Source organism: Yimella sp. RIT 621, assembly GCF_004146205.1.
In the GTDB taxonomy this organism is placed as follows: domain Bacteria; phylum Actinomycetota; class Actinomycetes; order Actinomycetales; family Dermatophilaceae; genus Yimella; species Yimella lutea.
Genome location: NZ_SEIP01000009.1, coordinates 1 through 23,669, shown reverse-complemented (window position 1 = coordinate 23,669; position 23,669 = coordinate 1). Strand labels below are relative to the sequence as shown.

At 66.9% G+C, this 23,669-nt stretch carries 27 protein-coding genes and 2 tRNA genes; 18 read left to right on the top strand and 11 right to left on the bottom strand.

Annotated features, from left to right (window positions below; all coding sequences use genetic code 11):
* Nucleotides 1-81: 81 nt before the first annotated feature.
* Both fahA and EU513_RS09830 read right to left on the bottom strand, forming a co-directional pair.
* Nucleotides 82-1,287, bottom strand: a complete 1,206-nt coding sequence (gene fahA, locus EU513_RS09835; RefSeq protein WP_129625723.1) for a fumarylacetoacetase — start codon at nucleotides 1,285-1,287, stop codon at nucleotides 82-84.
* Complete coding sequence (locus EU513_RS09830; protein WP_129625722.1) at nucleotides 1,284-2,120, bottom strand: hypothetical protein; 837 nt, start codon at nucleotides 2,118-2,120, stop codon at nucleotides 1,284-1,286. Before EU513_RS09830 ends, fahA begins: the two co-directional genes overlap by 4 nt.
* Nucleotides 2,121-2,240: 120 nt before the next feature.
* Here EU513_RS09830 and EU513_RS09825 point away from each other — a divergent pair, with 120 nt between their 5' ends.
* On the top strand, nucleotides 2,241-3,485 hold the full coding sequence (locus EU513_RS09825; RefSeq protein ID WP_129625721.1) for a homogentisate 1,2-dioxygenase: 1,245 nt from the start codon (nucleotides 2,241-2,243) through the stop codon (nucleotides 3,483-3,485).
* 179 nt (nucleotides 3,486-3,664) lie between these two features.
* The gene (locus EU513_RS09820) at nucleotides 3,665-5,482 is read left to right on the top strand and encodes a bifunctional UDP-sugar hydrolase/5'-nucleotidase (RefSeq protein WP_129625720.1); all 1,818 of its coding nucleotides are present in this window, start codon (nucleotides 3,665-3,667) and stop codon (nucleotides 5,480-5,482) included.
* A gap of 230 nt (nucleotides 5,483-5,712) precedes the next feature.
* Here EU513_RS09820 and EU513_RS09815 read toward each other — a convergent pair whose 3' ends face one another.
* Complete coding sequence (locus tag EU513_RS09815) at nucleotides 5,713-6,297, bottom strand: isochorismatase family protein (RefSeq protein WP_129625719.1); 585 nt, start codon at nucleotides 6,295-6,297, stop codon at nucleotides 5,713-5,715.
* Here EU513_RS09815 and EU513_RS16390 point away from each other — a divergent pair.
* Nucleotides 6,181-6,483: a DUF5701 family protein gene (locus tag EU513_RS16390; protein ID WP_240796018.1), complete on the top strand. Its 303-nt coding sequence runs from the start codon at nucleotides 6,181-6,183 to the stop codon at nucleotides 6,481-6,483. The genes EU513_RS09815 and EU513_RS16390 overlap by 117 nt on opposite strands.
* On the opposite strand, the gene EU513_RS09810 is transcribed toward EU513_RS16390, so the two are convergent.
* Nucleotides 6,459-7,790, bottom strand: coding sequence for a nicotinate phosphoribosyltransferase (locus EU513_RS09810; RefSeq protein ID WP_205744740.1), 1,332 nt, complete (start codon nucleotides 7,788-7,790; stop codon nucleotides 6,459-6,461). The genes EU513_RS16390 and EU513_RS09810 overlap by 25 nt on opposite strands.
* A 24-nt stretch (nucleotides 7,791-7,814) precedes the next feature.
* Between EU513_RS09810 and clpS the strand changes: the two genes are divergently transcribed.
* The 7 genes from clpS (at nucleotide 7,815) to EU513_RS09780 (ending at nucleotide 11,765) form a co-directional block, all read left to right on the top strand.
* Nucleotides 7,815-8,108: an ATP-dependent Clp protease adapter ClpS gene (gene clpS, locus EU513_RS16135; RefSeq protein WP_239701412.1), complete on the top strand. Its 294-nt coding sequence runs from the start codon at nucleotides 7,815-7,817 to the stop codon at nucleotides 8,106-8,108.
* The gene (locus tag EU513_RS09800) at nucleotides 8,108-8,692 is read left to right on the top strand and encodes a DUF2017 family protein (RefSeq protein ID WP_129625717.1); all 585 of its coding nucleotides are present in this window, start codon (nucleotides 8,108-8,110) and stop codon (nucleotides 8,690-8,692) included. Before clpS ends, EU513_RS09800 begins: the two co-directional genes overlap by 1 nt.
* Nucleotides 8,693-8,727: 35 nt before the next feature.
* On the top strand, nucleotides 8,728-8,892 hold the full coding sequence (locus tag EU513_RS15900; protein WP_168990232.1) for a hypothetical protein: 165 nt from the start codon (nucleotides 8,728-8,730) through the stop codon (nucleotides 8,890-8,892).
* Between the two features lie 39 nt (nucleotides 8,893-8,931).
* Complete coding sequence (gene gltX / locus EU513_RS09795; RefSeq protein ID WP_239701414.1) at nucleotides 8,932-10,455, top strand: glutamate--tRNA ligase; 1,524 nt, start codon at nucleotides 8,932-8,934, stop codon at nucleotides 10,453-10,455.
* A gap of 411 nt (nucleotides 10,456-10,866) precedes the next feature.
* Nucleotides 10,867-10,938: transfer RNA gene (locus tag EU513_RS09790), tRNA-Gln, on the top strand.
* Between the two features lie 80 nt (nucleotides 10,939-11,018).
* Nucleotides 11,019-11,091, top strand: a tRNA-Glu gene (locus tag EU513_RS09785).
* Between the two features lie 74 nt (nucleotides 11,092-11,165).
* On the top strand, nucleotides 11,166-11,765 hold the full coding sequence (locus EU513_RS09780) for a histone deacetylase (RefSeq protein WP_129625715.1): 600 nt from the start codon (nucleotides 11,166-11,168) through the stop codon (nucleotides 11,763-11,765).
* Between the two features lie 17 nt (nucleotides 11,766-11,782).
* On the opposite strand, the gene EU513_RS09775 is transcribed toward EU513_RS09780, so the two are convergent.
* On the bottom strand, nucleotides 11,783-12,535 hold the full coding sequence (locus EU513_RS09775; protein WP_129625714.1) for an IclR family transcriptional regulator: 753 nt from the start codon (nucleotides 12,533-12,535) through the stop codon (nucleotides 11,783-11,785).
* 116 nt (nucleotides 12,536-12,651) lie between these two features.
* Between EU513_RS09775 and leuC the strand changes: the two genes are divergently transcribed.
* The 3 genes from leuC (at nucleotide 12,652) to EU513_RS09760 (ending at nucleotide 15,401) form a co-directional block, all read left to right on the top strand.
* Nucleotides 12,652-14,046 (top strand): 3-isopropylmalate dehydratase large subunit, encoded by a 1,395-nt coding sequence (gene leuC / locus EU513_RS09770; protein WP_129625713.1) that lies wholly within the window; start codon nucleotides 12,652-12,654, stop codon nucleotides 14,044-14,046.
* A gap of 10 nt (nucleotides 14,047-14,056) precedes the next feature.
* Nucleotides 14,057-14,650, top strand: a complete 594-nt coding sequence (leuD, locus tag EU513_RS09765; RefSeq protein ID WP_129625712.1) for a 3-isopropylmalate dehydratase small subunit — start codon at nucleotides 14,057-14,059, stop codon at nucleotides 14,648-14,650.
* Between the two features lie 289 nt (nucleotides 14,651-14,939).
* The gene (locus EU513_RS09760; RefSeq protein WP_129625711.1) at nucleotides 14,940-15,401 is read left to right on the top strand and encodes an HU family DNA-binding protein; all 462 of its coding nucleotides are present in this window, start codon (nucleotides 14,940-14,942) and stop codon (nucleotides 15,399-15,401) included.
* A gap of 64 nt (nucleotides 15,402-15,465) precedes the next feature.
* Here the strand turns inward: EU513_RS09760 and EU513_RS09755 are convergent, their stop codons facing one another.
* Together EU513_RS09755 and cofC are read right to left on the bottom strand one after the other, a co-directional pair.
* Nucleotides 15,466-15,678, bottom strand: coding sequence for a hypothetical protein (locus EU513_RS09755; protein ID WP_129625710.1), 213 nt, complete (start codon nucleotides 15,676-15,678; stop codon nucleotides 15,466-15,468).
* An 8-nt stretch (nucleotides 15,679-15,686) separates the two neighbouring features.
* Nucleotides 15,687-16,328, bottom strand: coding sequence for a 2-phospho-L-lactate guanylyltransferase (cofC, locus tag EU513_RS09750; protein WP_168990231.1), 642 nt, complete (start codon nucleotides 16,326-16,328; stop codon nucleotides 15,687-15,689).
* Nucleotides 16,329-16,461: 133 nt separating this feature from the next.
* Between cofC and EU513_RS09745 the strand changes: the two genes are divergently transcribed.
* Together EU513_RS09745 and EU513_RS09740 are read left to right on the top strand one after the other, a co-directional pair.
* Entirely contained in the window at nucleotides 16,462-17,184 is a 723-nt protein-coding gene (locus tag EU513_RS09745; protein ID WP_168990230.1) for a 1-acyl-sn-glycerol-3-phosphate acyltransferase, read from the top strand.
* On the top strand, nucleotides 17,184-18,185 hold the full coding sequence (locus EU513_RS09740) for an NAD(P)H-dependent glycerol-3-phosphate dehydrogenase (RefSeq protein ID WP_129625707.1): 1,002 nt from the start codon (nucleotides 17,184-17,186) through the stop codon (nucleotides 18,183-18,185). The genes EU513_RS09745 and EU513_RS09740 overlap by 1 nt, the downstream gene beginning before the upstream one ends.
* On the opposite strand, the gene EU513_RS09735 is transcribed toward EU513_RS09740, so the two are convergent.
* A complete protein-coding gene (locus tag EU513_RS09735) occupies nucleotides 18,163-19,233 on the bottom strand; it encodes a PLP-dependent aspartate aminotransferase family protein (protein ID WP_129625706.1) in 1,071 nt (356 codons plus the stop codon). The genes EU513_RS09740 and EU513_RS09735 overlap by 23 nt on opposite strands.
* A 65-nt stretch (nucleotides 19,234-19,298) precedes the next feature.
* Between EU513_RS09735 and EU513_RS09730 the strand changes: the two genes are divergently transcribed.
* The gene (locus tag EU513_RS09730) at nucleotides 19,299-20,450 is read left to right on the top strand and encodes a D-alanine--D-alanine ligase family protein (protein ID WP_129625705.1); all 1,152 of its coding nucleotides are present in this window, start codon (nucleotides 19,299-19,301) and stop codon (nucleotides 20,448-20,450) included.
* A 7-nt stretch (nucleotides 20,451-20,457) separates the two neighbouring features.
* Nucleotides 20,458-21,555, top strand: a complete 1,098-nt coding sequence (locus EU513_RS09725; protein WP_129625704.1) for a glycosyltransferase family 4 protein — start codon at nucleotides 20,458-20,460, stop codon at nucleotides 21,553-21,555.
* Between the two features lie 4 nt (nucleotides 21,556-21,559).
* Here EU513_RS09725 and EU513_RS09720 read toward each other — a convergent pair whose 3' ends face one another.
* A complete protein-coding gene (locus tag EU513_RS09720; RefSeq protein WP_239701421.1) occupies nucleotides 21,560-22,009 on the bottom strand; it encodes a DUF3515 family protein in 450 nt (149 codons plus the stop codon).
* Nucleotides 21,988-22,221: an Lrp/AsnC family transcriptional regulator gene (locus EU513_RS09715; RefSeq protein WP_129625703.1), complete on the bottom strand. Its 234-nt coding sequence runs from the start codon at nucleotides 22,219-22,221 to the stop codon at nucleotides 21,988-21,990. Before EU513_RS09715 ends, EU513_RS09720 begins: the two co-directional genes overlap by 22 nt.
* A 93-nt stretch (nucleotides 22,222-22,314) precedes the next feature.
* Between EU513_RS09715 and thiL the strand changes: the two genes are divergently transcribed.
* Nucleotides 22,315-23,268, top strand: a complete 954-nt coding sequence (gene thiL, locus EU513_RS09710) for a thiamine-phosphate kinase (protein WP_129625702.1) — start codon at nucleotides 22,315-22,317, stop codon at nucleotides 23,266-23,268.
* Nucleotides 23,269-23,350: 82 nt separating this feature from the next.
* Here thiL and rpmB read toward each other — a convergent pair whose 3' ends face one another.
* Nucleotides 23,351-23,545: a 50S ribosomal protein L28 gene (gene rpmB, locus EU513_RS09705; protein ID WP_129625701.1), complete on the bottom strand. Its 195-nt coding sequence runs from the start codon at nucleotides 23,543-23,545 to the stop codon at nucleotides 23,351-23,353.
* Nucleotides 23,546-23,669: the final 124 nt, after the last annotated feature.

The following is a 23,669-nucleotide window of genomic DNA, read 5'->3' as shown; positions in this document are numbered from 1 at the left end:
ACCGCCATGCAGGGTTACCGGTTTGTCGGACACATGATCTCGGCTCTCGGCTCGCGGGCACGACGCCCGCCGGTCGGGAGGTCAGGTGCGCGCCGGGAGGATCCTGCCGGTGACCTCGCCCAGGCCGATGCGTGCGCCGTCGGTGCCCGGGGCGGTCGCGCGCAAAGTGACGATGTCGCCGTCCTCGAGGAATGATCGGGTCGATCCGTCGGCGAGCGCGAACGGCTCCTTGCCGCTCCAGGAAAGTTCGAGGAAGCTGCCGCGCTCGTCCTTCTCATCGCCCGACACCGTGCCCGAGGCGAACAAGTCGCCGGTGCGCAGGCCGGCGCCGTTGACCGTCATGTGCGCGAGCATCTGGGTCGGTGACCAGTACATCGTGGAGTACGGAGGACGGCTCACGACCTGACCGTTGATCTCGACCTCGATCGCGATGTCGAGTCCGAAGAGGTCGTCGCCCTGCAGGTACGGCAGCGGTTGCGGATCCTGTTTCGGCAGAGCCGTTTTCGCCGCCCGGAGCGCCGCCATCGGGGTGATCCAGGCAGCGAGCGAGGACGCGAACGACTTGCCGAGGAACGGGCCGAGCGGCACGTACTCCCAGGCCTGGATGTCGCGTGCCGACCAGTCGTTGAACAAGCCGACTCCGAACAGGTGGTCGCTCGCCTCGTCGATGGACACCGGGCTGCCGACCGCCGTGTCGCCGCCGACGACGAACCCGAGCTCGGCTTCGATGTCGAGCCTGATGCTCGGGCCGAACGTCGGTTCGGTGTCGGTGGGGGCTTTGCGCTGACCGCACGGCCGGACGATGTCGGTGCCGCTGACCACGACGGTTCCGGAGCGGCCGTGATATCCGATCGGCAAGTGCTTCCAGTTGGGCGTCAACGCGTCACCGTCGGGTCGGAAGATGCGTCCGACATTCGTGGCGTGGTTCTCGCTGGCGTAGAAGTCGACGTAGTCGGCGACCGCGATCGGCAACTGCATGGTCAGGTCGTCGAGGGGGTGGAGCCGAGCCAGCACGGCATCACGCCGGCTCTGGTCATGCAACGTTTCCTGCAACCAGGTTCGTGCCGCCGCCCAGGAAGAAGGTCCTTGTGCAACAAAGGCATTGAGGTTCGGCTGCGACCACGCATCTATCCAGGCGGCTCCGTCGGCGTCGGTCGCAAGGCCCGCCAGGTCGACGGCGTGATCTCCCAGCCGGGCGACCACGTGGGGTGCGTGGCACGCCTTGGTGGCGACACCGTAGGGGAGGTTGTCCAGGCCGAAGAGTTCGGTGGTGGGCAGGTCGGTCACAGGTTCTCCTCGATGAGTCCGAGCGTGCGAAGGTCACGGATGGGGTCGTCGACGTCGCAGCAGCCGTACGACTGGAACAGGTTGCGGACGTCATGGGCGCGGCCATCGTCGATCCGGCCGACGTGTTCGAGCACGCGGGCGGCCTCGCGTTCGTCGAGGATCGCTTCGAGGTCGACGGCGGTGACGCCGTCGAGCACGGCGTTCACGGCGGCGAGCACGTTGAGGAAACCGAACTCGCGTTCGTCGCCGGCGCCGTGGCTGATCGCGTGATGCATCCCGCCGGTCAGCTTGAACGAGACCTCTCGCTCATGGCAGGCGACAATGAACGCCGCCAGTTGGGCGCAGGAGGGGACGTCGTTGTTCGGCGTCGCGCCGGTGCGCAGTTTGGCCAGCACTTGAAAGCGGTGCGGCACAAGCGAATCCAGGCCGCGCTCATAATCGCCGGCGGGTAGTTCGACGGCGACCGGGACGCCCAGTCCGATGATCTTCTCCCAGCCGCCCTGTCGGGCCAGCTGCACGCCGGCGAGGGCGTGCGTCGAGTCCTCCGCGACGGCGTCCGCCGACCCAAGGACCTCATCGAGGTCGGCGCCCGGACGTCCGATGACCACGACGGTGACCGGGTGCACCTCCTGCAGGATGCGGTCGATCAGCGCCGGTGGTGCAAGGAACGAGCCGACGTATCGCGCGTCGACCGTCGCGGCGCGCTCGAACCGGCGCTGCAGAGCGACGTCGACGGGGTAGCTACCGGGCGGGAAGACGGCGGCGTCGTCGAAGAGGCCGGCGAACAACGCGAGGGGCGACGCAGACTGCGACCGGCGGGACGGCGTTGACATGAGTCACACCGTACTGAATGCTCGTAGCGAAAAGTAGAACAGTCGCGTCCGATTATCGGTCGCATGGTCGGGCCTCGCTCCGGTGTTGTGGCCTCGCGAGAAGTGAAGGGGAGAAGCAACGTGGCTTTCTACCGGTCCCAGGGCTCGGTGCCCCCGAAGCGGCACACCCAGCACCGCAACGCCGACGGCGACCTCTACTACGAGGAGTTGATGGGTGAGGAGGGGTTCTCCTCCGATTCCTCGTTGCTGTATCACCGCTACATCCCGTCGGCGATCAGCGATGCCCGCGACTGGCCACTGACCGACGCGCTGCGCACCACACCGAACCATCCGCTGTTGCCGAGGCATCTCAAGCTGCACGACCTGTTCGGTCCCGACCAGGAGGGCGTCGACGTCGTCACCGGTCGCCGGCTCGTGCTCGGCAACGCCGACGTGCGCATCTCCTACGTCGTCGCCGATGCACCGAGCCCCTGGTACCGCAACGGCATCGGTGACGAATGCGTGTACATCGAGCGCGGTGGCGCCCGCGTCGAGACCGTGTTCGGTGCTTTCACGGTCGGCCAGGGCGACTACATGCTGATCCCGCGGGCGACCACACACCGCTGGATCCCGCTGGCCGAGGGCGACGAAGGTTTCGTCGAACCGCTGCGCGCCTACCCGATCGAAGCCAACTCCCACATCGCGCCGCCCAAGCGCTACCTGTCCAAGTTCGGTCAGCTGCTGGAGCACGCGCCGTTCTGTGAGCGGGACCTGCGCGGGCCGCAGGGGCCGCTGCTCGCCGAGGACCTCGGCGCCGAACCGTCCGAGTCCACCGAGGTCTACATCAAGCACCGCGGCTCGACCGGCATCGTCGGCACCGTCTACACCTATCCCTTCCACCCGCTCGACGTCGTCGGCTGGGACGGCTGCCTCTACCCGTACGCGTTCAATGTCGACGACTTCGAACCGATCACCGGACGCGTCCACCAGCCGCCGCCCGTCCACCAGGTGTTCGAGGGCTACAACTTCGTCATCTGCAACTTCGTGCCGCGCAAGGTCGACTACCACCCCTTGGCGATCCCGGTGCCGTACTACCACTCGAACGTCGACAGCGACGAGGTCATGTTCTACGTCGACGGCGACTACGAAGCGCGCAAGGGATCGGGGATCCGCAGGGGTTCGATCTCGCTGCACCCGGGTGGTCACGCGCACGGCCCGCAGCCGGGTGCAACCGAGAAGTCGATCGGGGTCGAAGCGTTCGACGAACTCGCTGTCATGGTCGACACGTTCCGTCCGCTCGAACTCGGAGAAGCCGGCCAGGCGGTCGACGACGGCAAATATGCCTGGAGTTGGATCGGCGGACGGATCAATACGCCGGTCGAGTAGGTGCGAGCCCCCTGGGGCGAGTGCCGCGATCGAGACCCCATGAGGTGCGACCGCCGACCGGTCAACTCTTGTCCGAACGGCAGGTAAACAGTTCGTCATGCTTTGCCGACCGGTCTTCTCCCGGCGGTGAGGCGCGGCTAGCGTCGATGGGTACCCCTGCCCGCACACCCTGGAGCACCATGTCCGACAAGTTGCAGACCACCCGCCGTCAGATGCTCGGAGTGGCGGTGGTCGGCGGTGCCGGCTTGTTCGCCGCGTCCGCGCCGTCCGCTCAGGCCAAGCCGAACGGCGCCCGCCTCACCGTGCTCGGCACCACCGACCTGCACGGCAACATCTTCAACTGGGACTACTTCAAGAACGCCGAGTACGACGACCGCACCCACAACGACATCGGCGCCGCCAAGTGCTCGACGTTGATCAAGGCGATGCGGCAGGAGCGGGGCGCCGACTCCTGCATCACGCTCGACGCGGGTGACACGATCCAGGGAACGCCGCTCGCGTATTACTACGCGAAGATCGACCCGATCACCAAGGGGTCGACCCACCCGATGGCGTTGGCGATGAACGAGATCGGGTACGACGCCGCGGCGATGGGTAACCACGAGTTCAACTACGGACTCGACACGTTGGACGAGTTCCGTCGCCAGGTGAACTTCCCGATGCTCTGCGCGAACGCCCTCGACTGGAACACCCGTCGTCCGGTGTACCCAAGTTATGTCATCAAGACGGTGAAGCTGAAGGGGCACAAGCCGATTCGTGTCGGCATCGTCGGCCTGGTGACGCCCGGTGTGTCTATCTGGGACAAGGCGATCGTCGACGGCAAACTGCGGTTCAACGGGATCGTCGAGCAGGCCAAAGTCGTCATCCCGCAGGTGAAGCGTGCGGGTGCGGACGTCGTCATCGTGTCGGCCCACTCCGGTGCCGACACCTCGTCCTCCTGGGGTGACGCGTTGCCCTACCTGGAGAACGCGTCCTCGGTGTTGGCCGAAGAAGTGCCGGACATCGACGCGATCCTCGTCGGGCACGCACACAAGGAGATCCCGCAGCGGTACGTCACCAACAAGGCGACCGGCAAGCAGGTCCTGCTCTCCGAGCCGCTGTACTGGGGCATGCGGGTGACGGTCATGGACCTTGACCTGGTGAAGGTGCGCGGCCAGTGGCAGGTGCAGTCGTCGTCGGCAACTCTGTTGAATGCCAACACTGTTCCCGAAGACCCGAAGGTCGCTGCCCTCGTCGGCCCAGCCCACCAGAAGGTGCTCGCCTACGTCAACGGTGTGATCGGCACCAGCAAGGTCGCGATGTCCGCGGCAACCTCGCGCTACGAGGACACACCGGCGATCGACTTCGTCAACTACGTGCAGGCAAAGGCGGTGCAGGATGCGCTCGTCGGTACGCCTTACATGAACCTGCCGGTGCTGTCGATCGCCGCCCCGTTCAACAAGGCTGCGGCCATTCCGGCCGGTGAGGTCACCGTCCGCGACGTCGCGGGCCTGTACATCTTCGACAACACCCTGATGGCGATCACGTTGACCGGCAAGCAGATTCGGGCCTATCTCGAGACGTCGGCTCAGTACTTCAAGCAGGTCTCGGGCGCCGGTCCGTTCACCGCCGACCAGGTCACGAACGCGTCCACGCCGCAGGCTCCGAGCGGCACGCCCGACTACAACTACGACATCATGGCCGGCCTGGACGAGCGCCTCACCTACGACATCGACATCGCGTCCGCTCCCGGCAACCGCATCCGCAACCTCGAGTACGGCGCAGAACCGTTGGTCGACGAAGCGACCTTCGTCATCGCGATCAACAACTACCGCGCCTCCGGCGGCGGCAGCTTCCCGGGGGTCACCACGGCGCCGGTGATCTACAACCAGCAGGTCGAGATCCGACAGTTGCTCATCGACTGGGTCACCGCGAACAAGGTCATCGACCCGGCGCTGTTCGCCTCGGACGACTGGCGCCTGGTCTCAGGCTCGACCGCGATCACCGTCACCGAATAGCAGCGATTCTCGGTGAGCACGAAGGCCGCACCCGTTCGGGTGCGGCCTTCGTGGTGAGCCGCCGGGGACCCATCGGGCGCTAGTCCTCGGTTGTGTTCTCGTTCGAACGCGCGCTGGTTGAGCCGGACAACCGAGGGACGAGGTTGCCCGCGCCGAAACCACGGTGACAAACACGAGGACGGGACCACGTGGTGTCGGGTTGTCCGAACCAGCGGCCGGGGCGGGTGGGTTCAGCTTCGGACGACGGGGGTGCCGGTCAGGCCGACTTCGTTGTCGCGCAACGCTCTCAAGGCGTCCGCAGTAGTGCTGGATGAAACGCCGGCGGTGAGGTCGAGCAGCACGGTGGTGTCGAAGCCGGCGGCCTTGGCATCCAGTGCGGTTGCCTTGACGCAGAAGTCGGTGGCAATGCCGCATACGTCCACGGATGTGACCTCGCGCGAACGCAGCCAGTCGACAAGTGCCCCGTCGTCCTCGCTCTTGCCCTCGAACCCGCTGTAGGCCGCTTCGTACTCTCCCTTGCGGAACGTGCGGTCGGTGCGCTCGATCGCGGGCAGCACCTCCGGCCTGAAGTCGGCTCCTGCCGTGCCCACCTCGCAGTGCACCGGCCAACTGTCGACGAAGTCGGGGGAGTCGGACCAATGGGTGCCAGGGTCGATGTGCCAGTCGGCCGTCGCCACGATCGTCGTGTAGTCGTCGCCCTGAGCTCTGACGTACTCGGCAATCTCGGACGCGACCTGGGTGCCGCCCGCCACGGCGAGCGAACCACCCTCACAGAAGTCGTTCTGGACGTCGACGATGATCAGCGCGCGAGTCATGACAACGAGGGTATTGCGTCATCGCCGCGTGCGCGGGAACACCTCGGCGGACGCGAGCGCCGCGACGCACCGAAGCTCGGTTGGTGCTGCGCGAACAACCGGTACTCCTGGCTGGGATTCGCCTCTGCTGCCGAACGCATCCGACGTCGGTGCGGCCGATCTCAGGAGCGTGCGGACTCGTCCTGATAGATCGTCGGGATGACGGCCTCGCCGCGAGACATCTGCAGCGCTTTGGCGGGCAGCTCGGCCCGTGACTGCTCGTGCCGCTTGCGAGCCTCCTCGATCCCGGAGTGGTCGACGCGCCTACCGTCCTTGAACAACTCCACCATCAGGTGCCGGTCGTTGGAGTCGCCGTCGGGGATCTCACCGATGCCGATGATCTCGGCCTCCGCGATCCCGGACGTGTTCAGCCGGCGCATCGCGTACTTGCGACCCGCGACCGACTTCTTGTCCTTGCTGGCCTTGGCGACGCCGACCATCTGGCCGTTGTCGTCCTCACGCTGCACCAACTTGTAGACCATGCTCGCCGTCGGTGCGCCCGATCCGGTGACCAGCGAGGTGCCGACGCCGTACGCGTCCACGGGCCCCGCCTGCAACGCGGAGATCGCGTACTCGTCCAGGTCGGAGGTGACCACGATCTTGGTGTCGGTCGCGCCGAGGTCGTCGAGCTGCTTGCGTACCTCGCGGGCCTGCACGAGCAGGTCGCCGGAGTCGAGGCGGACACCGCCGAGCTCGGTGCCGGCCACCTGCACGGCGATGTTCACCGCGTTGGTGACGTCGTAGGTGTCGACCAATAGCGTGGTGTCCTTGCCGAGGGAGTCGACCTGCGCCTGGAAGGCCTCACGTTCGTTGTCGTGCACGAGGGTGAACGCGTGTGCGGCGGTGCCCTTGGTGGGAACGCCGTAACTGCGTCCGGCCTCGAGGTTGGAGGTGGTGCCGAACCCTGCGATGTACGCCGCGCGGGCAGCAGCGACGGCAGACCATTCGTGGGTGCGGCGAGAGCCCATCTCGATGCAAGGGCGTCCGTCGGCCGCAGCGGTCATGCGGGAGGCTGCAGCGGCAATTGCACTGTCGTGATTCATGATCGACAACACGAGTGTCTCGAGGATGACGCCCTCGGCGAAGGTCGATTCCACGACGAAGACAGGAGAGCCGGGGAAGAAGGTCTCGCCCTCGGCATAGCCCCAGGTGTTGCCCTTGAACTGGTAGTTCGCCAACCACTCCAACGTCGGCTCGTCGACGACCTTCGTGCGGCGCAGGTGCTCGAGTTCGGCATCCCCGAACCGGAACTGCTCGATGACGTCCAGGACGCGACCGGTGCCGCCGACGACGCCGTAACGGCGACCGTCCGGCAGGCGTCGGGCGAACACCTCGAAGATGCTCCGACGGTGTGCGGCACCGCTCTTCAGGGTGGCCTGAAGCATCGTGAGCTCGTAGTGGTCGGTCAGCAGGGCCGTGCTCGCAGCAGCGGCGACATCCTTTTCCGTGGTCACGCGGTTCACCCTATGGTGGTAGGCGTGTCCGTGGCTCCTCCCGAGGTCGAAGAGGTCGTCGAGATCGACTTCGGCACAGAAATCGACAAACCCTGGGTGACCATCGTCTGGAACGACCCGGTCAACCTGATGTCCTACGTGACCTGGGTGTTCCAGACCTACTTCGGCTACTCCAAGGAGAAGTCCGAGCAACTGATGATGGCCGTGCACCACGAGGGCCGCGCCGTCGTCTCGCACGGCACGCGTGAGCGGATGGAGACCGATACCGCTGCGATGCACGGGTATTCGCTGTGGGCGACCTTCCAGAAGGACGAGTGATGGCACAGGCGTTCGTCCGCAAGGGGAAGAAGTTCGTCGGCGTCCTGGACCGCATCGAGCGCAGCGTCGTCATCGACCTGCTCGACCAGACCCGCGAACTGGTCGCCCCCGAGGAGACAGAGAAGACGGGCGACCCGTTCACCGACCTGGTGGCCGGTCTCGGTGACGAGTACGACCCTCGAGAGGTGGCCGGACGGGACCCCGTCGTCCGCCGCATCCTGCCCGACGGGCACCGGGACGACCCCGAGGCCAGCGCCGAGTTCCGTGCCGCGACCGAACGCAACCTGCGCGAGCAGAAGACCCGAAAGCTGACCGCCGCCATCGACCTGCTCTCCGGTGTCTGCGAGCGCGAGTCACGCATCGAACTCACCGAGGGCGACGCGGTCACGTTGATGATGGCGCTCGCGGACGTCCGCCTTGCGCTGGGGGAGCGGCTCGGTCTGCGCACCGACGAGGACAGCCTCAAACTGCACGCCGACCTCGATTCCGAGCAGGCGTTGGAAGAACCGAGGCTGACCCTTATGTACTACTACGAGTTTCTCACCTGGTTGCAGGAGACCATCTCGCTCGCGCTCGTCGACTGACCCAAGGAGCACCATGTGCGAGCGGACCGACACCGATGGGGGTCGAGCTCGAACTGCGTGGTACCCCGACGCAGGTGAAGGAGCGCAAGGTGGTCGTCGACATCACCCTCGCCGCGGACGGCGAGATGTGCGCGACCGGCACCGTCATCGCCGTGCTCGCGCCCGACTCGATGTTCGAAGCAGCGCGCACCGCCGGCTGAGGTCGAAGGGGCGGGTAGCCGCCTAGAATGGCGCTCACCATGACGAAGCATTCCGAAACCGGTCCTGTCCGCCTGCGTGTGGCCCCGTCGCCCACCGGTGACCCGCACGTCGGCACCGCCTACATGGCGATGTTCGACCTCGCGTTCGCGCGCCGGCAGGGCGGCCAGTTCATCCTGCGGATCGAGGACACCGACCGCGCCCGCTTCCGTGAGGACAGCGAGCAGCAGTTGTACGACACGCTGCACTGGCTCGACCTCACCTGGGACGAAGGCCCCGACAAGGGCGGCCCCTACGGGCCCTACCGCCAGTCCGAGCGCCTGGACACCTACAAGCCGTACGTCGAGCAGCTGCTCGCCGACGGCAAGGCGTACTACTGCTGGTGCTCCTCCGAGCGGCTCGCCGAGATGCGCGAGCGTCAGCAGAAGCTGAAGCAGCCCACCGGCTACGACCGCCTCTGCTACGGCAAGACCGAGGAAGAGCGCGCCGAACTGCCGGGCTTCAACTCGACGCCGGTCGTCCGGATGTTCGTGCCCGATGATGTCGAGCTCACCTTCGACGACCTCATCCTGGGCCGCACCAGTGCGCCCAAGCCCGACGACCAGGTGATCCTCAAGGCCGACGGATTCCCCACGTACCACTTGGCCGTGGTCGTCGACGACCACCTGATGAAGATCACGCACGTGGTGCGCGGCCAGGAATGGATCTCCAGCACCCCCAAGCACCTGCTGCTGTTCAAGTGGCTGGGATGGGAGGCACCGAAGTTTGCGCACATGCCGCTGCTGCGGGACGAGAAGAAGGCCAAGATCTCCAAGCGGAAGAACCCGTGGGCTCGCCTCACCTGGTTCAAGGAGCAGGGTTACCTGCCCGAGGCGCTCGTCAATTTCCTTGCGTTGCAGGGTCACCCGCCGGTCATCGAGGCAGACGGCACGGAGCGCGAGATCTTCACCTTCGAGGAATTCGTCGAGCGCTTCGACTGGAGCAAGATCAACCCGGCCGGCGCGATCTTCAACCTGGAGAAGTTGAACTGGTTGAACGGTCACTACATCCGCGAACTCGAGGTGGGCGACTTCGCGTCGCGTCTGCTGCCGTTCCTGCACGCCGACGGGGTGCTCGACGCGCACCCGTCGCTGCCCGAACTCGGACGCCTGCAGCGGGTCGCCGAACTCGTCCAGACGCGCATCGTCCTGCTATCGGAGGCGACGCCTCTGGTGAAGCCGTTCTACGTGCCGGACGACGACCTTGAGATCTCCGAGGACGCGCGCAAGGACCTCAAGGACAACGCCAAGGAGGTGCTGTCCGCCGCGATCGATGCACTGGAGCCGATCAGTGGTTCGCTCGGCGATGCGCTCGGCGACGGCGTCGAGTGGACCGCTGAGCGCATCGAGAAGGAACTGCGTGAGGCAATCGTCGAGGGGCTCGGGGTGAAGCCGCGCCTGGCTTTCGGGCCGCTGCGTACCGCTGTCTCGGGCCAGAAGATCTCGCCGCCGCTGTTCGAGTCGATGGAGATCCTCGGCAAGGCCTCGACGATGAACCGGTTGAAGCTGTTGCGCGACGAGCTCTGAGTCACTTTCCCTGCGTGCGTTTGAGTGGACACCTGCCCAGTCCCACGTCCGAGCGAATGTGTGGGGGTGACGACGGCGGCCGTTCGGTGTGGTGCCGCGCACCTTGCCGGGCAGAGGGCGCGAGGACACGTCGGTTTCCATGCTCAAACGCTAGGAATGGCGGCGTCGGCGAGCCCTGTGCAGATCGCTAGGACCAGCCGGTGGGTATGTGGTCGTGCGACTCCGTCGGGTGCGCTTCGCACGAGCTGATGGTCGCGGTGCGGCCGGCGGGAAGTGGTGTGGCGATCCGAAGGCATGTGGGACGTCCCGGATTTGGGCAAGGCGCGCTGCTCCGGTACTGTTGCTCCTCGGTTCGCCCCACTCGAAGGTTCGTGCTGAATGCCCGGACGTGCGAGTAGGTCGATACCCCCTTGGGGTATGGTGTAATTGGCAGCACGACTGATTCTGGTTCAGTTAGTCTAGGTTCGAGTCCTGGTACCCCAGCTTTCGAGAAGCAGTTCTCGATTCGGAGAAACGGCGCCGTTCCGGTAAAGTTCCTCCACGTGCCAAGTGGCGCGAAGTGCGGCCCCGTTGTGTAGCGGCCTAGCACGCCGCCCTCTCAAGGCGGTAGCGCGGGTTCGAATCCCGTCGGGGCTACAAGTAGCCGAAACCCCCTGCATTGCAGGGGGTTTCGCCATTTCCGCGGATTTGTCTCGGTAACCTCGTCGGTCGTGAACGATGAACTCGTCTGGTACGCGGCGTACGGTTCCAACCTGTCCGCCGAGCGTTTCTCGCACTATCTCGAAGGCGGCCGGCCACGTGACGCGCAGCGCGTACACGAAGGCTCCCGCGATTGCGCGCCGCCGCGCGATGTCCGCCCGATCGAGCTACCGGGATCGGTGTTCTTCGCCTGGGAGTCGCCGACCTGGGGCGGGGGAGTGGCGTTCTACGACCCGGAGGTCGTCGGACGTGCTCTGGCCACCGCCTATCTGATCACGCACACCCAGTTCTCCGACCTCGTGGCACAGGAGATGCACCGGACCGTCGGCGACGATCTCGATCTCGAACCGCTGTGGCAGCACCGGGTGCACGAACTCGGTATGGATCGCTACGAGCGGCTCCTGGTCGTCGACGAACTCGACGATCTCCCGATCGTCACCTTCACCTGCCCGGTCGACCACCGGCCGCCGCTGAACCCGCCGAGCCAGGGTTACCTCGACACCATCGCCCGTGGTCTGCGCGAGACGCATCACCTGGACGACGCTGCGATCGCTGCGTACCTGGCCAGTCTTGCGCCGAAGAACCCGCAGCGCGCACCCGGCGAGGACTGATCGCCGGGCGACGCGAATCAGCCCACGTCGGACGACGGACGCGGACGCTGTGCGGCGTGTGCCCGGGCGAGGATCTCGGTCAGCTTGTTCGCGCCGGCCACGACGGTCGCCGCGTGCAGGCGTCCTGGCTGGCGGGACACGCGCTCGATCGGACCCGAGATGGACACGGCCGCGATGACGCGTCCGGACGGGCTGCGCACCGGGGCCGACACGGACGCGACCCCCGGCTCGCGTTCGCCGACGCTCTGGGCCCAGCCGCGCCGGCGGACCCCGGAGAGCATCGTCGCCGAGAACTTCGCGCCCTGCAGGCCTCGGTGCAACCGGTCCGGCTCCTCCCAGGCGAGCAGTACCTGGGCGGCCGAGCCGGCGGCCATCGACAAGGTGGCTCCGACCGGGATCGAGTCGCGCAGACCCATCGGGCGGTCGGCGGCCGCGACGCAGATACGCTGGTCGCCCTGGCGGCGAAAGAGCTGCGCGCTCTCGTGGGTGTGGTCGCGCAGGGCGCCGAGCACAGGTCCGGCTGCGGCGAGCAGGCGGTCCTCACCTGCGGCAGAGGCAAGTTCACCCAGGCGCGGTCCGAGGATGAAGCGTCCCTGCAGGTCGCGGGCGACGAGACGGTGATGCTCGAGCGCGACGGCGAGTCGATGCGCCGTCGGGCGGGCGAGTCCGGTGTGCGCAACAAGTTGCGCGAGGGTCGAGGGACCTGCCTCGAGAGCCGCAAGAACGACGGCGGCCTTGTCAAGGACACCGACACCGCTAGAGTTGTCCATGTAATGATATTGCCGTCTCATTGAGCGAGACGCAAGTTCATTTGCAAAATCGGTCGGCGATTGTGCTGATCACAACTGGTACGAGTCTGACGCGAAGTCGGTAGGAAGGATGGGTCATGGGGCGCACACTCGCTGAGAAGGTGTGGGAGCAGCACGTCGTGCGACGTGCCGAAGGAGAGCCGGATCTGCTCTACATCGACCTGCACCTCCTGCACGAGGTCACCAGCCCGCAGGCCTTCGACGGACTTCGCCTCGCCGGCCGTCCGGTGCGTCGGCCTGACCTCTCGCTGGCGACCGAGGACCACAACGTCCCGACGACCCCCGGCCCGATCACCGACCTCGTCAGCCGCACCCAGGTCGAGACTCTGCGCACGAACTGCGAGGAGTTCGGCGTCAAGCTCTACCCGATGGGTTCGGCCGAGCAGGGCATCGTCCACATCATCGGCCCGCAACTGGGCCTGACTCAGCCGGGTATGACGATCGTCTGCGGTGACAGCCACACCTCGACACACGGCGCGTTCGGTGCTCTCGCGTTCGGCATCGGCACCAGTGAGGTCGAGCACGTGCTGGCCACACAGACCCTCCCGCTGAAACCCTTCAAGACGATGGCCATCAACGTCGAGGGTGAACTCACCGAAGGCGTCACCGCCAAGGACGTCATTCTCGCCGTCATCGCAAAAATCGGCACCGGCGGCGGGCAGGGATATGTGCTGGAGTACCGCGGCTCGGCAATCCGCTCGTTGTCGATGGAAGCGCGAATGACCATGTGCAACATGTCGATCGAGGCCGGTGCACGCGCCGGCATGATCGCGCCGGACGAGATCACGTTCGAGTACCTCAAGGGTCGGGACAAGGCACCGTCGGGTGACGACTGGGACGCCGCGGTCGAGGCCTGGCGTGAACTGCGCACCGACGACGACGCCGAGTTCGACGCGGTCGTGGATCTGGACGCCGCCGACCTGGCCCCGTTCGTCACCTGGGGCACGAACCCGGGTCAGGGGTTGCCGTTGACGGCGAGCGTTCCGGAACCGGATCGCATCGGCGACGACAACCAGCGCTTCGCGGCGGAGAAAGCGATCGAGTACATGGGGCTGACCCCGGGCATGCCGTTGAAGCAGATCGCGGTGGACACGGTCTTCCTCGGTTCCTGCACCAACGGGCGCATCGAGGATCTGCGTGCGGCGGCCGACGTCATCAAGGGTCGCAAGGTCGCCGACGGTGTGCGGATGCTCGTGGTGCCCGGCTCGGCCAGGGTCCGCCTGCAGGCAGAGTCCGAGGGACTGGACGCGGTCTTCCAGGACGCCGGTGCCGAGTGGCGCCTCGCGGGTTGCTCGATGTGTCTGGGCATGAACCCCGACCAGCTCAGCCCCGGGGAGCGCAGCGCTTCCACCTCGAACCGCAACTTCGAAGGGCGCCAGGGCAAGGGCGGTCGGACGCACCTGGTGAGTCCGTTGGTCGCCGCCGCGACCGCTGTCCGCGGCACCCTGTCGAGCCCGGCCGACCTGAACTGAAGGAGTGACGATGGACAAGTTCACGACTCACACCGGCGTCGGAGTTCCGTTGCGCCGCAGCAATGTCGACACCGACCAGATCATTCCGGCTGTCTACCTCAAGCGCGTGACGCGTACTGGTTTCGAGGACGGCTTGTTCGCCGCGTGGCGGAACGATGAGAGCTTCGTGCTGAACAATCCGTCCTTCGCGCAAGGATCGGTGCTGGTGGCCGGATCCGACTTCGGCACCGGATCGTCGCGTGAACATGCGGTCTGGGCGTTGATGGACTACGGCTTCAAGGTCGTGCTCAGCTCACGGTTCGCCGACATCTTCCGCGGCAACTCCGGCAAGGCCGGACTGCTCACCGCACAGCTGGCGCAGGACGACATCGAACTGCTGTGGAAGCTGCTGGAGAACGAGCCGGGCACGCAGGTCACGGTGGATCTCGTCGAGCGCACAGTGACCGCCGGCGAGCACACGTTCGCGTTCGAGGTGGACGACTACACCCGTTGGCGTTTGCTCGAGGGACTCGACGACATCAGCCTCACGCTGCGACACGCGCACGCCATCGAGGAATTCGAATCATCCCGTCCGGGTTGGAAGCCCACTGTCGAAGTGCCCTGACAGCAACGACGATTCACGCCTCGATCCGTTTGGATCGGGGCGTGTTTCGTTGTCGTGCAGAAGAATTCGCCAGTTCGTTGGATCGTTCAGGTATTCGGACCGTGCTGCTCGTGCAGCGGGGTCGACGTCCGAATGTCCTTGTGGCGCAACGTATTGCGTGCTCTGAATGGTTGCCTGCGAGTCTCGCGGGTCCTAACGTCTGTAGTGAGCCGTGCGAGAACGGACGGCGCATCGGACAGGAACGCCCACCGGTTCGCCGGAGCGCCCGAAACCCGAAGGGGTGTCAGTAGTGAACAAGGCAGATCTCATCACCGCCATCGAGACCCGACTCGGCGGCAAGAAGGCGGCCACCGACGCTGTCGACGCCGTCCTCGACGCGATCATCCGTGAGGTGGCACGTGGCAACAAGGTCACGATCACCGGCTTCGGCACCTTCGAGAAGGTCACCCGAGCAGCGCGCACCGGCCGTAACCCGCGCACCGGCGACACCGTGCCGATCAAGAAGACCGCCGTCCCGAAGTTCAAGCCGGGCACCGGCTTCAAGGCCGTCGTCGCCAAGCCGAGCTCGCTGCCGAAGACCGGTAACGCGGCCGGTCGCGCGTCGGCAGGCACCGCCGGCACCACGGCCACCACCAAGGCGGCGGCCAAGAAGGCTTCGGCGAAGAAGACCACCACGAAGGCCGCGGCCAAGAAGGCTTCGGCGAAGAAGACCGCGACCAAGGCGACCACGCGCAAGACCGCCAAGAAGTAGTCGCACCGAACGACAGACCGGCCCCGCGCGAAGCGAGCGGGGCCGGTCCGTCGTCTGCGGTCGGTCAGCGGATGCGTTGACCGGGTCCGATGCCCTCGATCCACATCCTGCTGATACCGGAGGCGCCGACCTCGATGTTGACCCGTTGCCCCGGACGCAGATGCAACAGTGAGGTGTTGGCGAATGCGGCTGCGCCGAAGTCGATCTCGCGACCGTTGTCGGTCAGAACGCTGCCCGAAGCGGTGTCGGGGTCGAAGCGGTGCACGGTGGCCTGCATGGCTCTCCTCAGCCTGCCTCGGGGGCGGTGTCGAGCAACCCCCGGGTCCGCGGCCCCAGGCCGAGACGACGGGCGCGTCCGAGTGCCTCGGTGTCGTCGACGTCGGTGCGTAGCTGCGGTAGGTCGGGACGCAGGACGCTGGCGGTGCGGCTGTGCCGGGCGGCCGAACCGGTGCCGAAGCGGGGGACGAGACGTGAGGCGTCGTGGTGGGTGAGCAGCACCGTCCCGTCGCCGGATTCGTCGGGGACGATGCTGGATTCTGTTGCGGCACAGGCACGTAGCGCCTCGTAGAGCGCGTCTGGGGTTAGCGCGGGAAGGTCGGCGAGCAGGACAGCTCCCGGTGCACCCGGGGCCATCTCGCCCACCTTGGCGAGGCCGAGTTCGATGGCCGGGTTGAGTCCTCGTCCCGGGTCGTCGACGACGTTGATCGCCATCGATTCGGCGTTGGTGCGCACGATCGGGTCGTCGGTCACCAGCACGATCTGAGCGGCCGGAACGACCTGCAGCACCACGTCGATGGTGTCCAGTGCCATCGCCAGTGCGAGGTCGCGGCGGGCCACGCCGCCCGGCGGGGTGAGCCGACTCTTGCCCCGTTCGGTGTTCTTCACCGGCAGGACCAGAAACCAGGTGGATGTCAAAGTGGGGCTCACGCCTCCCATCGTCCCAGATGGTGCCGTTGGTTACGTCGACCCCTGATGCATGCCCCCAACCGGTCGACATCGACGTCCACGCCCACGAAGATGTGGTCGCACACGCAAGCAGGCACGCAGACGAGGAGGTCCGGTGGCGCATCCCACGATCAGTGAGGACATCCCGCCGATGTACGAGAACATCGTCAAGGGGCTGTGGCCGGTGCTCCTGCGCACCTGGCGTCACGACTGGCAGGGCGGCGAGCACATCCCGAAGAGCGGTGGTTTCGTCGCCGCCGCGAACCACATCTCCTACCTGGACGGCTTCACCCTGGCGCAGTTCCTGATCAGCCAGGGTCGGGCGCCCCGTTACCTCGCGAAGTCGGCGCTGTTCGGTATGCCCGGGGTCAAGCGGGTGATGACGGGCACCGGACAGATTCCGGTCGTGCGCGGGTCCGCGCAGGCGGTGCAGGCCTACGAGGCGGCACTGGACGCGATCGAGCGCGGCGACTGCATCTGCGTAATGCCGGAGGGCACCCTGACCCGGCACGAGGATCTGTGGCCGATGCCCGGTAAGACCGGGGCGGCGCGAATCGCCTTGTCGACCGGCTGCCCGCTGATCCCGATCGGGATGTGGGGCACCCAGGACGTCCTGTTCCCCTACCGCGGTGTCACGCCGAAACCGCTGCCTCGCAAGACGATCAAGGTCTATGCCGGGGCGGCCGTCGACCTCGACGATCTGCGCGGCGTTCCGATGACCGGCGGGGTGCTTCGCGAAGCGACTGCCCGCCTGATGGACGCGATCACCGTGCAACTCGAGCGTGCACGTGGTGAGGTTGCACCTGATCGGTCGAACGACATGAACGGAGAACACTGATGACCCGCGTCGCAGTTCTGGGCAGTGGAAGCTGGGGTACCGCTTTCTCCCTCGTGATGGCGGAAGCCGGGCAGGACGTGATGCTGTGGGCTCGTCGACCCGAGCTCGCCGCGGCCATCAACGCCGACCGCATGAACGTCGACTACCTGCCGGATCTCGTTCTGCCCCAGAACATCCGGGCTACCAGCGATGTCGTCGAGGCGACGGACGGTGCGCAAATCGTCGTGCTCGCGGTGCCGTCGCAGAGTCTGCGCGAGAACCTCGGCCGGTGGGGTGACCACATCGGTGAGGACGCGGCCGTCGTGTCCTTGATGAAGGGCATCGAGCTCGACACCGGCAAGCGGATGAGTGAGGTGATCACCGACGCGGCCGGCATCGACCCGGCACGCGTCGTCGTCGTGTCCGGGCCCAACCTCGCCAAGGAGATCGCGCAGCGGCAGCCCGCAGCGTCCGTGGTCGCGTCCACCAGTCCGCGGATGCGTGCTCGCGTCGCCGAAGCCTGCGCCACGCCGTACTTCCGGCCCTACCTCGGCGGCGACGTGATCGGCACCGAGATCGCCGGAGCGACGAAGAACGTCATCGCGTTGGCGTGCGGCATGGCGTCCGGAATGGGCATGGGGGACAACACTCTTGCCAGCCTCATCACGCGCGGTCTCGCCGAGACGGCCCGTCTGGGCACGGCGTTGGGCGCCGATCCCCAGACCTTCCTGGGTCTCGCCGGAGTGGGTGACCTGATGGCGACCTGTGCCTCGCCGTTGTCCCGCAACCGAACCTTCGGTTACGCACTCGGGCAGGGCAAGACGCTGCAGGAGACGATCGCCGCCACCAAACAGGTCGCGGAGGGCGTGAAGTCGTGTAAGTCGATCCTCGACCTCGCCCGATCGCTCGACGTCGAGGTGCCGATCGTGGAGAACGTCGAAGCCGTCGTCTACGAGGGACGCAGCACCCGCGAGGTCGTGGCGGCGCTGATGTCGCGCGCTAGGAAGCTCGAGACGAGCTGAGTGCCTGATCCAGGTCCTCCCAGAGGTCCTCGACGTCCTCGATGCCGACCGAAAGGCGGAGCAACTGCGGAGGGACAGTGACCGGCTCGGACGCGTGCCGGCGGCGCCGTTCGACCATCGACTCGACGCCGCCGAGGCTGGTCGCCGGCAGCCAGACCTCGACCTGTTGCTCGACCTTCTCCGCTGCCGCTGCATCACCGCGTACCTCGATGGCGATCATCGCTCCGAAGCCGGGGTAGCGAACCCGTTCGACGACGGGGTGCTCGGCGAGGCGGGTCGCGAGTTGCGCCGCGTTGTCGCACGCGCGCTCGAAGCGCACGTGCAGGGTGCGCAAACCGCGTAACGCGAGCCAGGCCTCCATCGGGCCCGCGATGGCGCCCCCGAGTGTCCGGGAAGTCAGGAGTCGTTGCTGCAGTTCGGGATTCGTGGTGACCGTCACGCCGAGCAGTAGGTCGGAGTGGCCGGACAGATACTTCGTGGCGGAGTGGACGACGAGGTCCGCGCCCAGCTCGAGCGGCTTCTGCAGCAGGGGGGTGGCGAACGTGTTGTCGCACACCGTGATCACACCCGACTCGCGGGCTGCCTTGATCAAGGCGGGCAGCTCGGCAACCTCCAACATCGGGTTGGTCGGCGACTCCAACCACACCATGGAGACGTGGTCCATCGCGTCGATGTATGCCGAGGTGTCGGCGATGTCGGCTCGTCGCACGCTGAGCCGTCCGGCGTCCTCCAGCTGCTGCAGCAGCGAGGTCGTGCCGTTGTAGCAGTGCTGCGGCACCAGGACGCTTCCACCCTGAGCAACCAGATCGACGGCGGCACGCACGGCCGCCATCCCACTGGCGAACGCGAGGGCCGAACCACCCTCGAGTGTGCCGATGGCCTCCTCGAAGGCGCTCCACGTCGGGTTGCCGAACCGGGCGTACGCGTTGTCGCCTCCCCGCACGAAGGTGGAGGTGAACTCGACGGACGGACCGACCGAAGCGCCCGGCGTGCGCTCGGGGCGACCGAGACCGACGACCAGAGTGGCGGGGGAGTGCGGCTGGCTCATGGGCGAAAGCGTCCCAGACGGCGCCTTCCGTGCGAGCGGCGGTCCGCGGGCTAGGCTGCTGCGCGATGAGTACCCAGCCTGCGCCCGAAGCCCAGCCGACCGACGCGCCCACCGATCGCAAGCCGGTCGTTGCCCTCGTGTTCGGTGGTCGTTCCGCCGAGCACGTCGTGTCGTGCGCGACAGCTGCCAGCGTGCTGCGGTCCATCGACCGCGCAAAGTTCGACGTGCTGCCCATCGGCATCACCGCCGAAGGCCGTTGGGTGCTGATGGCGGACGACCCTGAACCGTTGCAGCTCACCGCAACTCACACGCCGTCCGTGCAAGGCACGAGTGAGGTGTTGATCAGCACCGATCCGGCGAGTCGCGGGCTGACTGTGCGCGAACCCGGTGACGTGCCGCGCGAACTGGGGGACGTCGACGTCGTCTTCCCGCTGCTGCACGGCCCGTTCGGTGAGGACGGAACCATCCAGGGCCTCATGGAACTGTCCGACATGCGTTATGTCGGATCAGGGGTGTCGGCGTCCGCAGTGATGATGGACAAGCACCTGATGAAGGTCGTCTTCCGTGCCGCCGGGCTGCCGGTCGGCCCGTACGTGCTGATCACCGACAAGGAGTGGCAACGCGACAAGGCGGCGTGCATGGAGCCGGTCGCTGCGCTCGGCCGGCCGGTGTTCGTCAAGCCGGCCCGCGCGGGTAGCAGTGTCGGCGTCAGCCGCGTCGACTCCCAGGAACAGCTCGAAGCCGCCATCGAGGAGGCCCGCCGGTTCGACCCGAAGGTGCTCGTCGAGGCCGCGATCGACGGCCGCGAGGTCGAGTGCGGCATCCTCGAAGGTCGCGGAAGCGACCTGCCCCGTGCCTCGCGGATCGGCGAGATCACCGTGACGGAGGGCACGCACGCTTTCTACGACTTCGAGTCCAAGTACCTCGACGACTCCGCTCGTCTCACCTGCCCGGCAGACCTGCCTGACGCCGTCGCGCAGGAAATCCGCGAGCAGTCGATCCGCGCCTTCGACGCCGCCGGTTGCGAGGGGCTCGCCCGCGTCGACTGGTTCTACTCGCCCGACGGCACGTTGACCCTCAACGAGATCAACACGATGCCCGGCTTCACGCCGTCGTCGATGTACCCGCGGGTGTGGGACGCCGAGGGTGTCGACTACCAGAGCCTGATCACCGAGCTGATCGAACTCGCGCTGCACCGTCGCGTCGGACTGCGCTGATCCGCCGATGACCGGTCCGCGCGTCCTGCTGGTGATGGCGGAGGCGAGCGGCGGCATCGCCGGCCACGTGGCGAGCCTCGCTTGCGAACTCTCCGCCGCGGGTTCGCCGGTGACGATCGCGACCACTTTTGGCAGTGCCGGCAGGCTCGACGGTTCGTTGCCGGATTCCGTTGTCCTGCGGCCGGTCCTGCGGAGCGGACGTTCACTGCCGGCCGGGTTGCCTGCTCTGCGTCGGTTGTGTGCGGGCGCCGACATCGTGCACGCCCACGGTCACCAGGCCGGACTGCAGGCCGCATTGGCCCTGCAGGGGCTTCGACGTCGGCCACCGTTGGTGATCACCTGGCACAACGCACTCCTCGGGTCCGGTCCTCGGGCCACGGTCGGTGCCGCGGTCGAGCGTCTACAGATCGCCGGTGCGCAGTTGGTCACCGGGGCGAGCAGTGACCTGGTGGAGCGTGCGCGCTCACTCGGTGCAGACGCTCGGCTCAGCGAGGTCGCGGCGCCGGATCTGACCCCGTGGCAGGGCGACCCGGCGATGGTCAAGGCGGACCTCGCGCAGATGTACGGCCTTCCGGGCGATCGGGCGTGGGTGCTCACCGTCAGCCGTATCGCACCGCAGAAGGACCTGCCGGTACTGCTCGACGCCGCCGCCCGGATGAAGGATCACAACGTCTCGTTCGTCATCGTCGGTGATGGCGACACGCAGCTGACCGAGTATCTCTCGCAACGGATTTCGGCGGAGCGTCTGCCGGTGCACCTCATCGGCGCGAGCCGCGAGGTGCCGCGCTTCATCGCCGCCTCGTCGGTGCTCGCGTTGCCGAGCCGGTGGGAGGCTCGCTCGCTGGTCGTCCAGGAGGCACTTGCCGGCGGTTTGCCGTGCGTCGTGACCGACACCGGTGGCCTTCCCGACCTGGTCGGTTCCGCCGGCGTCCTGGTGCCGGTGGGTGACGCGGCTACGCTCGCGGAGGCTCTCGGGCGGGTGCTCGCCGATGATGCTCTCGCAGATTCGCTGCGCGCCAGTGGAATTCGTCGAGCGGCTGAACTTCCCGATGCGGCCGATGTCGCTCGAGCGTGGATGCGGCGTTACCGGCAACTGGCCGGCTGAGCGGTCAGCTGCACTTCCTGTTGCCCTGCGGGATCTGCTTCGCCGCCGCAGCGAAGGCGCCGATCGCGTCCCCGGCGTAGTCGGACGGCACCAGCACCTGGATCGCCGGTTCACGTCCGAACGTGACGAAGCCCGCACCGTCCGACAGTTCGCTGTACACCCAGTCGACGCCGTTCGCGTCGACACAGTGCTCGTCGGCCCCCGGCGAGGTGACCCCACAGCGGGCGATGATCGCGGGGTCACCCCAAGCGGCCTCGGTACCGCCGGAGGTCGAGACGTCGCGTTGTTCCTGACCGGCCACCTTCTGAGGCCAGTGCTGGGCAACCTTGGCGCACAACGGATTCGCAGCCTTCTCGGCTTTGGTGACCGACACTTCGGACGAACCGCAGGCGGTGAGCAGGAATGTCGCCGCGCTCGACGCGGCGAGGAGCCTCAGACCTTGACGACGGTGCACGTGAGGGTGCGGGTGATGCCGGGCACTTCCTGGATGCGGGCGATGACGAGCTTGCCGAGTTCGTCGACGTTCTCGGCCTCGAGCCGGGCGATGACGTCATAGGGACCGGTGACGTCCTCGGCCATCGTGACGCCGTTGATCTGCGCGACCGCGGTGGCGACCGCGTGCGCCTTGCCGACCTCGCACTGGATCAAGATGTACGCCTGGACCATGGTTCTCCCGCTCGATCGATGCCCTACCGGGCAGCCTCGGTCTGTCGCCATGACGCTACCGTGCGACCTGAGCCGACGACGGAGAGGGCCGAAATGATCCCGGCAGGTGGACGCACGCTCGCTGAGACGAGTGAGGAGGAACTGCTCGCCACCATCTTTGCGACCCTGCCCACCCGGGACGAGGTGATGATCGGCGTCGGGGATGACACAGCGTTGCTTCGGGTACCGACCGGGTCGGTACTCGTCACCACCGATTCCATGGTGCTCGGACGTGACTGGCTGGACGCCTGGAGCAGCGGGCACGAGGTGGGTCACAAGGTCGTCGTCCAGAATCTCGCCGACATCGCCGCGATGGGCGGTACCTCCACTGGTGTCGTGGTCTCCCTTATCGCGGGACGTGACACGACGATCGAGTGGTGCCGCGCGCTCAACGAAGGAATCGCGGACGCCTGCCGCGCCGAGAATGTCGCTGTTCTCGGCGGCGATCTGAGCTCGGCTCCCGACGGTGTCCGCATGGTCAGCATCACGGCGCTGGGGGAGTTGCGGGACGTGCCGGCTGTCCGCCGCGACGGGGCACGGGTGGGTGATGTGGTCGCGGTGAGCGACTTGCTCGGCCGGTCCGACGCCGGACTGCGACTGTTGCAGCGTGGCGATGTGGACCATGCCCCCGAACTCGTCGACTTCCACCGTCGCCCGGTCGCTCGCCTGGCCGCAGGTCCCCAGGCTGCGCGAGCCGGGGCGACCTCGATGATGGATGTCAGCGACGGCTTGGTCCGTGACGGCCGACGAATCGCCACGGCGTCCGGCGTCCGGCTCGATCTCGACAGCGCACTGCTGCGTCCGTTGGTCAATCACCTGATCGCGCTCGGCGAGGACGCGTGGTCGTGCGTGCTGACCGGGGGAGAGGAGCACACCCTCCTGGCGACCTTCCCGCGGGGAAAGGTGCCGGACGACTGGTACCCGATCGGCGAGGTGGTCGAAGGTGGCGACGTCACGCTCGACGGGCGCGCCCAGCAGGGCGGCGGTTGGGACCACTTCGCCGGTTAGCCGTCACGACACGTGGTTGAGTTGACGGGCACGAAAAAGCCGACCCCGAGGGGTCGGCTGATTCAGTGCGAGAAGGCGGGGGTCAGCGGGTGACCTTGCCGGCCTTCAGGCAGGAAGTGCAGACATTGAGACGCTTCGGGGTCACGCCGGCGTCGCCCACGAGCGCGCGAACGCGCTGGATGTTCGGGTTCCAGCGGCGCTTGGTCTTGCGCTGCGAGTGCGAGACGTTGTGACCGAAGCCGGGTCCCTTGCCGCAGACGTCGCAGGTGGCAGCCACGGTGATCTCCTGAAGTTGGTCGATAAGAATCTTCTTGTTCCCGGGATGCGGGCGCACGGCAATGACCGGAACTCGCGTGGGAACTTCACAAGAATAGCGGCGCGACCGGACATGACCAAACCGG